This is a genomic window from Flavitalea plasmicola, assembly GCF_030546645.1.
Taxonomy (GTDB): Bacteria; Bacteroidota; Bacteroidia; order Chitinophagales; family Chitinophagaceae; genus Puia.
This window is the reverse complement of the sequence record NZ_JAUOTO010000001.1, coordinates 1,146,826-1,160,002: the sequence shown is the minus strand read 5'-3', so window position 1 is coordinate 1,160,002 and position 13,177 is coordinate 1,146,826. Positions and strand designations below refer to the sequence as shown.

The 13,177-nt window shown below is 52.0% G+C and carries 9 protein-coding genes; 2 read left to right on the top strand and 7 right to left on the bottom strand.

The genetic code is table 11. The features are described from left to right. Positions 1-114: 114 nt before the first annotated feature. The 3 genes from Q4E93_RS04715 to ribD all read right to left on the bottom strand — a co-directional run bounded on the left by Q4E93_RS04715 (position 115) and on the right by ribD (position 3,680). Positions 115-1,896: a carboxypeptidase-like regulatory domain-containing protein gene (locus tag Q4E93_RS04715; protein ID WP_303582973.1), complete on the bottom strand. Its 1,782-nt coding sequence runs from the start codon at positions 1,894-1,896 to the stop codon at positions 115-117. A gap of 129 nt (positions 1,897-2,025) precedes the next feature. Then, the gene (locus Q4E93_RS04710) at positions 2,026-2,643 is read right to left on the bottom strand and encodes an IMPACT family protein (RefSeq protein ID WP_303582971.1); all 618 of its coding nucleotides are present in this window, start codon (positions 2,641-2,643) and stop codon (positions 2,026-2,028) included. Then, complete coding sequence (gene ribD, locus Q4E93_RS04705) at positions 2,640-3,680, bottom strand: bifunctional diaminohydroxyphosphoribosylaminopyrimidine deaminase/5-amino-6-(5-phosphoribosylamino)uracil reductase RibD (RefSeq protein ID WP_303582969.1); 1,041 nt, start codon at positions 3,678-3,680, stop codon at positions 2,640-2,642. The genes Q4E93_RS04710 and ribD overlap by 4 nt, the downstream gene beginning before the upstream one ends. A gap of 25 nt (positions 3,681-3,705) precedes the next feature. On the opposite strand from ribD, the gene prmC reads away from it, so the two are divergent. Then, positions 3,706-4,566 carry a peptide chain release factor N(5)-glutamine methyltransferase gene (gene prmC / locus Q4E93_RS04700; protein ID WP_303582967.1) on the top strand — a complete coding sequence of 287 codons (861 nt, stop codon included), beginning with the start codon at positions 3,706-3,708 and terminating at the stop codon, positions 4,564-4,566. A gap of 64 nt (positions 4,567-4,630) precedes the next feature. Further along, the gene (locus Q4E93_RS04695; RefSeq protein ID WP_303582965.1) at positions 4,631-5,977 is read left to right on the top strand and encodes a carbohydrate porin; all 1,347 of its coding nucleotides are present in this window, start codon (positions 4,631-4,633) and stop codon (positions 5,975-5,977) included. An 88-nt stretch (positions 5,978-6,065) separates the two neighbouring features. On the opposite strand, the gene Q4E93_RS04690 is transcribed toward Q4E93_RS04695, so the two are convergent. The 4 genes from Q4E93_RS04690 to Q4E93_RS04675 all read right to left on the bottom strand — a co-directional run bounded on the left by Q4E93_RS04690 (position 6,066) and on the right by Q4E93_RS04675 (position 13,163). Beyond that, positions 6,066-8,321, bottom strand: coding sequence for a hypothetical protein (locus Q4E93_RS04690; RefSeq protein ID WP_303582963.1), 2,256 nt, complete (start codon positions 8,319-8,321; stop codon positions 6,066-6,068). Positions 8,322-8,430: 109 nt separating this feature from the next. Further along, on the bottom strand, positions 8,431-9,234 hold the full coding sequence (locus tag Q4E93_RS04685) for a DUF4382 domain-containing protein (protein WP_303582961.1): 804 nt from the start codon (positions 9,232-9,234) through the stop codon (positions 8,431-8,433). A 118-nt stretch (positions 9,235-9,352) separates the two neighbouring features. Beyond that, positions 9,353-12,046: a carboxypeptidase-like regulatory domain-containing protein gene (locus Q4E93_RS04680; RefSeq protein ID WP_303582959.1), complete on the bottom strand. Its 2,694-nt coding sequence runs from the start codon at positions 12,044-12,046 to the stop codon at positions 9,353-9,355. 76 nt (positions 12,047-12,122) lie between these two features. Then, positions 12,123-13,163: a FecR family protein gene (locus Q4E93_RS04675; RefSeq protein ID WP_303582958.1), complete on the bottom strand. Its 1,041-nt coding sequence runs from the start codon at positions 13,161-13,163 to the stop codon at positions 12,123-12,125. Positions 13,164-13,177: the final 14 nt, after the last annotated feature.

Below are 13,177 nucleotides of genomic sequence, written 5' to 3'. Positions count from 1 at the left end.
GTTTACAACGATCAAACCCTGCCCAAAAGTATAGGGGAATGGCGAAAACTGGTTATTTCGACGGCATTCCCCTTTTATATATACACCTAAATTGCTATTTATATCCTGTGATACCTAGCGCCTCCTCTTCACCTTGAAATCGCAGGTCAGCGGGAACCAGGTATCCGTCGAATCCTTATATTGTCCGCTGATGGACCCCGTAATAAATTCATTCACAGCTCCAAATGTTTTGATGGTACACTTCGGACTAGTGTCATCGGCTTGCGGGTGTATGTAATAGACGTCGTTGATCGTCATATAGCCGGATGTCCGATAGGTCCCGACGCCTTTGAACTCTTTCCCTTGGATCCACCAGATATAGGTTAAGCCATAGTTGTTATAGTCTTGATCCACCGAAAAGAGGTACCACCTGCTGGTATCGGCAGGTTGCTCGGAATAGCAAATTAAGTCCGGGGGCACCGTTATATTGTAGGTCTGCCCTTTGAAAGTGATATTGAAATACTGGTTGATTTCGCTGCCACAGGCGCTCAGCTTTCCTGCATCGACGCTGCCCGAAGTCACGGGTACGGAAATAGAATTGCTTTGCTGTTGCGTCTTATAATCCCCCACTACCAACGCCGCGTTCGCAGGCACATCACCGCACCGGGGTATCGCCAGGGAAAAAGCTCCTTTTACTACTTTTATCCGGTAGGACAACCCATCCACCCTGGCTTCTACATAACCGCTGTCTACGGCGCCGCCGTTACAATTGACCACCGTACCCGTCAGGGCGAGGGTCGCCCTGTCATCCGTCACCGTCAACGTACCCAGTTCCTGGTCGCCCAATGCAGGTCCGATGTTCACCCCGAAATAAGCAGAACCGCAACTATTCATCGCCTCCATCTTTAATACCTCACCTTTGGGTATCAGCCCCGACGCATAACCATCGGCATCTGTAAAACCGCCCCGTGTGCCCAGCGTAGGGGAAGTGAACCGCAGATAAGTATATGACAGGGGAGTGCCGTGCGCATCTTTCAGCCGTACATGGAAGGTCACCGTCCCTACAGGCGCATCACAATTCCACCAGCTGAAGTGTGTCGTCTCTCCCACATACAGGTCACCTTTACGGGTAGCCACGCCCTGCTCGATCCATCTTCCCGTGGTGTCATTGAAATACCACAAAGGAATGGTGGCAGGAGCGCTGGCCTTTTCCGCATCTGGTATCTTCATCGATAATGTAGCTTTCTTACCGCCGGCGATCTGCAGCTTCTCGCCTCCGTCGCCTTCAAGCTCCACCACCATCATCCCGAAGGACTGCAGCAATGTTTCTTTACCATCACTGCCGATGCCACGCAGATCACCCGGCATACGGACCGCAACATCCGCGGTCGTCTGGTCCAGGTACGACGCATATACATGGACGGTACCACCGTAGGCGGCATTCGTAGCGGCAATCACAACCGAAGCCCCTTCAAAGGTCACCGTAGTACCCGCCTGCACGGTGACAACACCGCCGCCCGACGCGGAAAAGCTGCCTTTGGAGGTCCTGGGCAGCAGCTTGATAGAGACAAAGTTCTCACTGCCCGGGGTTGCCAGGATGCTCCGCGATCCGGCAAAATAACCGGTCTTGACTACCTTGACGTAGCCGAAGCGGCTGGATAATTTGATGTTGGTGAAATTAAAAATACCATGATCATCCGTAGAAGTGCTGGCATCACCGCTGGTGACAGTGGCATCGGCCACTGCCTGGCCGTTTTCATCCACCACTTTACCTTGCAGGCTGGCGGTGACGGTTTTCTCTTCCGGCAATTCATTGCCGGAGGAGGGAGGTGGCAGCGAGTCCTTGTATTTATTGCAGGCGATAAATACAGTCAGTAAAATAATGGGAAAGGTCAGGAGTAGGAGTAATTTGCGCATAAGGGTTTTCTTTAGATTTCGGATAATAGTCACCGTAATAAACGAAAAAAAGCCATGGCTGCATACATTTTCCACAAGAAAAGTCCTTTACCAAAGCTTTCATTAAACTTTATCCTAATCCCAGACCCGTCATCCCGCGGCCTTTACCAGCGACACTTCCACATTGCGCAATTCCTTTAATATGTAGTTGATTTCAGTACAACGATTCCTGGGAACAGCCAGCTTCATACTGCAGAATAGCTGCATTTCCTGGCTGATGACGCGTCCGTTGTATTGCTTTACGACCCGCATGATCTCATTCAGCTGCGTGTAGTCGAATTGCACGATCAGCTCCTGCTCCACCTGTCGCTGCACCAGGGGAGTCGTCTGCAATGCCAGGGCGGCCGCCGACTTATATGCATTGATGAGGCCCGGCACACCCAGCAACGTTCCGCCGAAATAACGGACCACTACCACCAGTACATTCACCAGCTCCTTGCTGTCGATCTGGCCCAATATGGGCCTCCCTGCCGATCCGGATGGTTCGCCGTCATCGCTGACACGATAAGTATTGCCATCCAACCCCAGACGGTAAGCAAAGCAATGATGCGTGGCCTTTGGATGCAGCTTCTTCACTTCATTCAGCTTTTCCTTAAAGCTTTCCACGCTGTTTACCGGGAACGCATAGCCGATGAACTTGCTGCCCCTGTCTTTGAACTCTGCCGTCGCTTCCTTCTCGATCGTATAGTAAAAATCTTGTTCCGTCATGTCTTTTGGTAATGGCTGATTACGTCCGAAAAGAGCTTTTCCTGGAAAACCAGGCTTCCCCCTGGTAATACCGGCGAAGCCAGCCCGCCTGGGATCTGTAAGGTCTCGTTGGTTATGATGCGCGCCTCGTCCCAATATCCCTCATCAATGAAAGATTGAAGCAAGGCAGCCCCACCTTCTACCAGCACGCTCTGTATCTTCAGCTGGTGCAAGGCCACCACCAGTTGATGTACCAGGCTGCTATCCTCCGCCAGTTGATAATATTGCAGGTTCCCCTGTTCCTCATGCTTTTGCAGGTTAAATACCACCGTCCTCACCTTTCCGTCAAAAAGCCGGAGGGATACAGGCAGGCTCAGGTCTTTATCGATCACCAGCCGGACAGGATCCGGCCCTTTCCATAATCTCACCGTCAATGCCGGATCATCCAGCAAAGCCGTATTCGTTCCCACCAGGATGGCCGCCTCTTCAGACCGCCATTTGTGCACCAGCCGGTTCGTATATTCATTGGAGATAAGGACCCGTTTCCCGCTCCCGGCCCCCATTTTTCCGTCCATGCTCTGCGCCCATTTCAGCACGATGTAAGGACGGTGCTGCGTATTAAAAGTGAAAAAGCGCCTGTTCAAACCTTTGCATTCCTTCTCCAATACCCCGACCTCGACGGAAATACCCGCCGCCCTCATTTTCTCGATGCCTTTCCCATCCACCAGGGGAAAAGGGTCACGGCAACCCACCACTACCCTTGGTATCCGCTGCCGGATGATCAGGTCGGCACATGGGGGCGTCTTACCAAAATGAGCGCAGGGCTCCAGCGATACATAGATGGTGGATTGCGGGATGAGTCCCTTGTCCTCGTCTTTTACAGCCGCAATACAGTTGACCTCCGCATGCGCCTGGCCATACTTCATGTGATAGCCTTCTCCTATGATCCTGTCCTCAAATACCAGCACAGCCCCTACCATGGGATTGGGGGCAACATGGCCGGCTCCCAGCCGGGCCAGCTCCAAACAACGATGTACGTATAATTCAGGGGGATTCAAGCCGCAAATTTACTTATTTTTAGGTATGGATATCACACAGGCCCAAAGGGAATTACTCTCCCGATTAACACCCCTCTATGGTGAAAGGGAAGCCGCCCAGATCGGCGACCTCGTTTTGGAGAATATTACAGGCAAAAGAAAAATAGACCGTCTCCTGAACAAGGACGTGCTGCTGAGCCCCGTTCAGACGGATATCTTTCACCAGTATATCTTCGGCCTTTCAAAGCTCCAGCCCGTGCAATATGTACTGCAGGAAAGCTGGTTCTGCGGGATGAAATTTTATGTGGACGAACATGTCCTGATCCCCCGGCCCGAGACGGAAGAGTTGGTGGAATGGGTAACAACAACGACCGCCGCGACGCCGGTCCCGACCTCCCCCGTGATCCTGGACATAGGCACGGGCAGCGGATGCATCGCCATCTCCCTGAAAAAACGACTCCCCGACGCTCTTGTACATGCCTGTGATATCAGTCCCGAAGCCCTGGCAGTCGCCCGCCGCAATGCCACTACCCTGGGAGCCGAAGTCGACTTCCTGTTGCTGGATATCCTGGACAGCAGTCAGCGGGAACAGCTGCCCCCCCTCGATCTCATCGTCAGCAACCCGCCCTATATTCCCCTGAAAGACAAATCTACGATGTCCCCCCATGTGGTCAACCACGAGCCGCACCTGGCGCTTTTCGTCAAAGACGAAAACCCCGTCGTCTTCTACCAGGCAATAGCCCGGCTGGGACAGGAAAGGCTCTCCATGCAAGGGGCCATATATGCAGAGATCCATGAAGATCTGGCCGGTCTCGTGGAAAGCATCTTCAAAGGGGCCGGCTACCAGACGGTCACGGTCAGAAAAGACATGCAGGGTAAGAACAGGATGGTAAAAGCAACACGGTAGCATTAAATTATTTTATCGCTTACTCCATCCCCTTTAGTTTTGCGCCGTGTTTATTCAACCGGCCATGCTCAAAAGACTTTATTCATCATTCCTGCTGATCGTAACATTTTCCCTGCTGATCCTGCAAACGTCGGCGCAGAACGGAGATCCCCTGTTGGAGGATTCCGGCTGGACCTATCACCTCCAGTTTACCGGCATCCTGCAGGGACACCCTACCTTCCACGCCCCCTACAGCGGGCAGAACAGCCTGACGCCTGCGCATGAACGCGCCTATTCCGTCACCACCACCGCCTATCTGGGACGACGCCTCTGGCAGGGAGCGGCCATCTATTTCAACCCCGAGATGGCCGGCGGCAAAGGCTTCGGCAGCACCCTCGGTATTGCAGGCTTCCCCAATGGCGAGACGTTCCGCATAGGCAATCCGGAGCCGACCGTATATGTGGCGCGTGTCTTCCTTCGCCAGCACATCACCCTGGATAAAGATCATTATGAGGATATCTCCGATGAGGCCAACCAGGTGAAGGAACGGGTATCCACGTCCAGGATCACCCTCACAGCCGGCAAATTTTCACTGGGCGACTTCTTCGACAACAGCAATGTCAGCCACGACCCCCGTTCCGACTTCATGAACTGGGCTTTAATGAACAATGGCGCCTACGACTATGCCGCCAATACCCGCGGCTATACCTGCGGTTTTGTGGCCGAATACGTCAAGCCAGGCTGGACGCTGCGGCTGGGTACGGCATTGGAACCTAAATACGCCAATGGCCCCGAACTGGACTGGCATTATACGCATACCAGCAGCGAAAACCTGGAATGGGAGAAAAGGTATGCACTGCATCAGCGCAAAGGCGTTCTCCGGCTGCTGGCCTTCTACAACGTCAATAAAAGTCCCCGGTATAAGAATGCCATCTCCGCCAAAGAGAACGGCTCCGACACCACCCTCGATGTCATCTACGGCAAAGCATATGATGGAAAGAAATATGGCTTGGGCGTCAACGCCGAGCAGGAGCTGGGCAATAACATCAACGCCTTCTTCCGGCTGGGCTGGAATGATGGAAAGAATGCCTCCTGGGCATTCGCGGAGATCGACAACACCATCAGCGGAGGTATCCGTATCTACGGTAAAAGCTGGAAAAGATCGGCAGACAATATCGGCATCGCCCTGTTGTCCAATGGAATTTCCGAAGAGCATCGTGCCTTTCTCGCCATTGGAGGATACGGCTTCATGATCGGCGATGGCCAGCTGCCCCATTACAGCCGGGAGAATATTGCGGAAGTGTTCTATCAATGCAAGCTGTTCTACAATCTCTATGCTACCCTGGATTATCAGTTCGTCGATCATCCCGCTTACAACCAGGACAGAGGTCCCGTGCATGTATTTTCCGCACGGGCGCATATCGAATTTTAGCTGCAAGCCCCAAGCTGCAAGCTATCAGCGTTATTTAAGCATGACTTGAAGCTTACCGCTTGCAGCTTGTAGCTATTTACTGCCGGGATCAAAACATTATCTTCTGCGAATAAGCCACGCGGCCTTCGACAAGTATGAAAATTACCTGTACGCTTCCCACCTGGGCCCCTGCCGTAGATAGGCCGAAAGTATTCATTCCCTTGCCAAACTGAACAGGTTTATCCCACAGACGCTGACCCGAAAGATTATACAGGAGGATCTCGGCCCGGGAGTCCGCATCCGCATTAACGATCAACGTCATCACACCCTTGCCGGGTGCGCTGCCTGCCAGGTAAATGCTTTGCAATCCGGACCTTCCTGCGGCCACAGTCACCACACCTGAATAGTAGATCTGTCCATTTTTGCCGGTAGCCTTGATCCTGTACCTGTTATTGCCTTGCAAAGGATCATTGTCCGTGAATGAAAATTGTCCCGCATTTCCGCCACCATTCAATACAGTGCCGATCGCCTTATATCCATCATTCCCCGTATACCTTTCTATCTCGTAAGCGCCGGCCCCGTCCTGGCTATGGTCCTCCCAGGTCACGACGATCGAATGATCGCTGTAGACGCCCTTAACTTTCAGATCATCTGTGGACAGAACAATAAAATCGTACATAGAGATGGTTTTAATGGCAGTATCCTTACATCCGTTTCTCTTTTCCGTCACGATCAGCTGGTAAGTGCCCCAAACGCCGGCGGTATCCACCGTGCGGGGATTCTGGATGGTAGATGCGAAGCTCTGCGGACCGCTCCAATTCCACAGCAATCCATTGCTGCCGCCAAAAGGAGTGGAATAGTTGCTGGCGCTGGTATTTCCCCCATAGAATTGCAGGTAAGACAAGCTGCTACCGGGCGCAACAGCAATAGAAGCCACTGGTGGAAAAGTATCGATCGGTATGACCACGGTGTCTTTCCGGGTGGCAGGACATCCCAATGCAGGAGAAGCCGATACGATATAGGTGCCTGGCTTGGTGACATTGATCTGCGAGCTGTCCGTGTTCGCGCCGGAAATAGCTCCATTGGCCGTCTGCCAGGTATAATACCCGGCCGTGCTGTTATTGGTGATCTGAATGCTGCCCGCCGTGTGATTGCACCGCAAGGTGTCAGGTTTTAAAGAATAATCCATCACAGGGTTCTGTACGAACACCAGGGGTACGATGAAATCCTGCATATTGGATGTAAAGGAATTGGATGACCGGGATTTGAAAAAAATATCGGAAAATAAGGGTTGACAGGGGCTTAATCCGGATGCGGTATACAATGCCGGATCCACCCCGATCCTGGTCAGGTTTAAGCCCATTTCAATCAGCTGTAAGGTTTGGTATTGCGTCCCCCAGTTCTTGGTCGAGAGCTCCGTCCCCCAGGGCGTGGCATAGGTCGTGTCCTGTGCGGCCGTGGCCGAATAATTTGCAATGCCGGAACCAAAGTTCGTGGCGCCCGTCTTGGATAAGATAGAAGCATACCCATAGGCAGGAGACGCACTGGCGCCGTCGAAGCTCGCCCCAAAATTAAAGTAGGCGGGAACAACCGTCGTAAAGGTCGTGCTGCTTACCCAAATGCGTACATCCACCACGGGTGGCGCTCCGGGAGAATAGTTGACGGCAAGGATCAGGTCCCCCGTTTGCGTAATATTCCCGCTGGCATCGAATAGCCATTGCGTATGGCCGGCTTCAGTTCCCGCGCTGGAAAAAGCGCCGGTGGTCCCGTTGTAGCTGAAATTCTTTTTGTACAGCTCTATATCAAAATATCTCGATCCGGAAACGCCGACGGTGGACACGCCGGTGAAAAGCCATAGTGAATCATAAACGCTGGTGCCGTTCCTGCGCATATGGGCAAAAGCATCCACGAGATCGTTCTTGTCCGGAAAATTGGTGCTCCCTCCCGCCCAAACGCCGGGGTTGTCCCCATTCTTGCTGGCAATAGTAAAGGCAGTCGAATCCGTCAAAGGGTTGGTTGCGACGTAATCCCTGCCATATACAGCATCCAGCCACAGCCTCCCGCTCACCCTCGCATAAAGGAGCGCGGACATCCTTTTGGAAAAGCCCATATTGGCGCCTCCCTGCAGTAACGACAGATAATAAGCCGCGTTCGACGTATCGATCACGTTATTACCGGAAAGGGAGGGGGAAAACCAGTCATCACTGATGACGGCTCCCGTCGTCATACCATATTTCATGTAGTTGGCACGCGTATCAGCGTCAACGCCGAAACCGGCGTTGAGACCGCCATTGTTCAATTGGGCAAAAGCCGGCGAAATGAGCGAGCTCATCGCAAGCAGGAAGAGGGTAGAAATGTATTTCATAGCCACGGATTTAATTAGATCTTTCAGCACATCATTTACTTTTCACAGGATAGGTCCGGGCGCCGAATGAAAACATTCGCGCCCGGACCAGTCGGATCTAAAAACGGACCTACTTCTTTTGCAGGGTCACCATTCCGGCATCAGTCACTACACCTGTATTCACCGTCACTGCGAAAGCAGTGTCCGTATAAGTGAGATCCTGCGCGTGGAACGATAAGCTCCAGGCGCCGGCATTCACGCCCCCGATGAAATAATAACCGGTGGCCGAATCCGGTAATGCCAACAGGGAATCAGTGCCCTGTACGGCCCAAACCTGTGGTTTGATCCCCGCAGGAAGAACATATCCCTTGATACTTCCCCCAATGGCTTCTGTATAGGTTCTGATCACAGGCTTCAACGAGTATCCGCCGTTGCCCGATGACACAATGGAGCGACCGGCGTCAAAGTCTATCCAGAGACGATACACGATGCCGCTTGTCAGTGTCGTATGAATATTGAACTTTAATCCGGATTGTTGTGAGGAAGGAGTGGAGAGGTGATAAGATTGGCCATTTATCACTACGGAGTTATTGTCGCCAAGGACCAGGCGCATCTGGGACAGCTTACCCGCGGGAAGATCCGCCGCAGCCAGCACCGTGTCAATGCCATTTCTGAAATCCAGCAGGTTGTAGATCCCGGGCTTGAGCAAAGGTACTGTCTGCCATCCTGAGCTCGCTTCCGCGTCCGAGGAGACATTGACTTCTACTTTCTGGACATCGATGTAGACCGCATCATATGCCGAAGGGTCGTCCGTCAGTCTTACTTCCAGGTGACCGGTGCCGCTGCTGCTTTTATTACAGGAGAGGAAAATAAAGACCCCTGCCGCCAGGGCTACTAAAAACAATGAAGATCGTCTTGCGATTGATTTTTTCATGAGTATTGATTTTTTTCGGGAGACGCACATTATACGTCATAAGTTCCCGGGCTTCACATAGAAGACAGAAAAAACGCCCCTTGGTCCTATAGGTGGGCAGTTTTTTTAAATATTCAAATTAAAATTTAAGACTATACGTAATACTCGGTATGACAGGAATAAATGGCAACTCTTTTGCCACTACCCGCCCGGTGGAGGGATCGATGGTCCTGTAAACGAACGAATTATTTTGGCGAGCGTAAATGTTATATACGGAAAAGATCCATTCCGTCTCCAGGATCCTGCGGCCCGTATTCCTGCTTTTTATATAGTGTATGCTCAGGTCCAGCCGGTTGTAAGGGCTCAGCCGGTAATTATTGGCCACGATGTCCCATGAGCCCTTTTCCTGCCCCTGGCCCTGTCCCTGGCCCTGACCCTGCCCCTGGCCTCTTCCCCGCCCTCTCCCCAGCCCCCTGCCGGGATTGGTGAACAGGGGATTGCCGCCCAGTGCGGGGATATAGGTCGAATCGGGGCTCAATGAAAATGCCCGACCGCTGGCGATCAGAAAATTGGCGGCGATCTTCCAGTGCCTGTTCAAGGCGTAGGCTGTGGAAATATTCAGCATATGCCTTCTGTCGTATGCAAAAGGAAATGTCTGGCTCTCGTTCAGCGAATCAAACTGTTGATAAGCATAAGCAAACGAATAAGCCAGCCATCCTGTCCATCTGCCCTTGTTCTTCCGGATAAAAAGCTCGGCGCCATAGCTCCATGCTTTTCCGAATATCAATTGCTTCTCGATCGTATTGTCAATGGCGGCGCTGTCCCCTCCTGCTCCAAACAACAATTGATCTTTCATGCGCCGGTAATAGAACTCCACGCTGGTCTGAAAAATATTCTCCGAAAAATTCTTATACAGTCCCGCCGAGATATCCTGGGATGCCTGCGGCCGGACAACATTGCTGCTGCCGATCCATATTTCCGCCGGGAACGCGGCATTGTAGCTTTGCACCAGGTGAATATACTGGTGCATGCTGGCATAAGCGACCTTCACGCTGGTGGACCGATCGATCATATACAGCAGGGACAGCCGGGGTTCAAGTGTAAAGTATTGCACGCCCGGCTTAAAATAGTAAGGAGCCCTCAACCCGATGTATGCCTGTACCCGACTACCTATCTTTATATCGTCGCTGCCATAGACGGCCAGCCGGGTGGCCGATTTCGGAGGTATCCCCGAAGGAACGATCGCGCCGGAAGAATCCGGGGACGCAATTTTTCCTGACAACGATGCAGGATACAGCGTCTGATACAAATAGTCGGCGCCCATGTTGATCTTGTGGGCAGCGGAGAGATACCAGGTGAGGTTTGTTTTTCCATGAATATCCCTGATACCGGAATACAACTGTGCGAAATAGCCTTCCTGTGTGGCGGATAGCCACTGATGATACCGGTTGTATTCCAGGGAAGTATTGGAAAATAGTTTTCCTGAATACTGATGGTTCCATCGCAACGTGAAGGCCGTATTACCGAAATGCATGGAATATTCGATCCCCGCGACATCCGAGGAATCCCTGGAATAGTTGTTGTTGTCCCTGCCATTGTAAAAACTCAGGAAAAGACGATCCTTCGGCGAGAGCTGAAAGTTCAGCTTGGCATTCACATCATAGAAATAATAATTGCTGAAATAATTCTTATGAAGGAATGGCTGGAGCAATAGGTCGGTTGTGCTTCTGCGCCCTGAGATAAGAAAGGACGATTTACCGGGTTGAAGGGGACCATAAAGGGAAACGCCGGATGAAATGCTTCCCATTTGAACGCTCCCGCCGGACTGGAGATTGCTTCCGTCCTTCATGGCAACATCAAGCACCGAGCTGATGTGATCGCCGAACGACGCGGGAAAGCCTCCTTTCATCAGGCTGGCATGCTTGATAGCCGGCGGGTTAAAAACGCTTACCAGCCCGAATATGTGGCTGGGATTATACAAAGTGGCGTCGTCCAGCAGGATCAGGTTCTGTCCCGCATTTCCGCCTCTGACAAAGTAGCCCGGTGTTCCATCTATCCCCGTCTGGACGCCCGGCAGCATCTCCAGGGAGCCGATCAGGTCCCCGCTGCCATTCACGGAAGGGGCGGCAATGATCATATCGCCCGACATGTCGACCAGCGCTGTCTGGTTCTTCTTTACATTATCCTCTCTCCTATCATTGACGATGATCAATTTATTGCTGTCCTCCTGGTCATATTTGACTTCCAGCCCAAAAGAAAGCGTCTGGCTTTCATTTGCATTTACCCGGCTGAGCAGGCTTTTATAGCCTACATAGGAGATCTCCAGTTCCATCGTGTCGGCGGCGGGAACGGTGATGGAGTAAAATCCATAATTGTTGGACAAAATACCTGTTCCGGTCGCAGGGACATAGATGCTGGCGCCAATCAGTAATTCCCCTGTCCGGGAGTCCTTTATATAGCCGCTAAGAGTGACCCTGGACGGCGAGACCATTTCCTGCACGACGATCTGGTGGCCAATGACATGGTAGGTCAGCGAAGTCCCCCTGAATATGGTCGTTAAAAGATCGGGTAAGGGCAGGCCATCGGCTTTTACCGATATATTTTTCTGCCGGGAAGCCAATTCCGTGCTATAGGCGAATTTAAAAGGAATCCTGGCTTCAATGATCGTTAATGCTTCCTGGAATGGCCTGTCTCTTACATCGACTGTAACAAGGATTTCCGCCAGGCTTTTTTCCTGTGCGGCGGATGGTGTAAGGATAAAAAAAGAAAGGATGAAAAGGATCACCGGAACCAGGCGCGGCCATCTATAGGGATATGCAGTTATCCGGTTCATTCCAAACGGGTAGTTTACATGGGCAAAGCTACGTAAACGCAAATAAGAGAGAAGTTATTATATATGAGTATATTCCCTAATTATGGGTAGTGGTGTCCCTGTTCTTTAAAATATACTCCCCGTTCCCACCGGTGTATGCAAGGTTTAGTGAAGCGCAAATGATCTTTAAGGCATCGTCAAAGGATTCCCCGGCCAAATGGACAGTCAGCCTTTTATGCCCGATCAGCGTATCGCTCAGCCGGATATTTTTGCCGGATATTTTTTGCAGCGCAGCGATCACCTCCGACAAAGGCGCGTTGTCAAATCGGAGGGAATCCGTGTTGCTGCCGGACGGATACGTAGCCCTTATTTCTCCGCTGCGATAGGCGCCGGTGTACAGACAGATGGCGCCGCCTGCCGCTATTTCCCGGGATTCCCCATGATCTTTCTTAATAAAGGCGATCTTACCCTCGGATACCGTGACCTTAATGCTGTCCATCGTTTTTTCCACGATAAAGCTTGTCCCTATGTCCTTGACGCTGGCGGCATCCATGTCTACCATAAAAGGCCGCTTTGCCTGGTGGGATACGTCAAAATGCGCCTTCCCGCTGATCAATATCACTGTCCTGGCGCTGGTGTTGTAGTTTCGGGCAAGCTGTATATGGGTTTGCGGCTGCAGGACCACTGTCGAACCATCCGGCAAGGATATCTTCTTCTGTTCATTGGCCGTCTCATATTGAATGGCGCGACTCCTTCCGGACATATACCACCAGCCGGCCCCGGATACCAATAAAAGTACCGCCGCAGCCGCCGCAGCCATCCACCGTTTGATCGGTATTACCCCGTTCCCATTCTTTCTCTCTTCTCCCAATCTATCCTGATCCTCCGTTCTTCCCTTCTCCCCCATTTTTCCTTGCAGGTCTTCCCAGGCCTTGCCTTCGTCTGCTTCCCGGTAAACGGCATAATCAGCCATTCCATCCTTCCAGAGCCGCAGCAGCTGATCGTATTTTTCCTGGTTGCTCCGGGAAGAAGCCAGCCATTCCCGGAACCGGAGGTCCTCCTCCGGAGACAGGTCCCCCTGCAAGGCCGAGACGATCAGCTCCCAGGGAATATCATTATTTGTAGACTGCGGATCCATAGTTTCAGTTATAA

Coding starts and splice junctions, on each gene's coding strand:
- Q4E93_RS04715 (WP_303582973.1), bottom strand. CDS start 1,896: ATGCGCAAATTACTCCTACTCCTGACCTTTCCCATTATTTTACTGACT.
- Q4E93_RS04710 (WP_303582971.1), bottom strand. CDS start 2,643: ATGACGGAACAAGATTTTTACTATACGATCGAGAAGGAAGCGACGGCA.
- prmC (WP_303582967.1), top strand. CDS start 3,706: ATGGATATCACACAGGCCCAAAGGGAATTACTCTCCCGATTAACACCC.
- Q4E93_RS04695 (WP_303582965.1), top strand. CDS start 4,631: ATGCTCAAAAGACTTTATTCATCATTCCTGCTGATCGTAACATTTTCC.
- Q4E93_RS04690 (WP_303582963.1), bottom strand. CDS start 8,321: ATGAAATACATTTCTACCCTCTTCCTGCTTGCGATGAGCTCGCTCATT.
- Q4E93_RS04685 (WP_303582961.1), bottom strand. CDS start 9,234: ATGAAAAAATCAATCGCAAGACGATCTTCATTGTTTTTAGTAGCCCTG.
- Q4E93_RS04680 (WP_303582959.1), bottom strand. CDS start 12,046: ATGAACCGGATAACTGCATATCCCTATAGATGGCCGCGCCTGGTTCCG.
- Q4E93_RS04675 (WP_303582958.1), bottom strand. CDS start 13,163: ATGGATCCGCAGTCTACAAATAATGATATTCCCTGGGAGCTGATCGTC.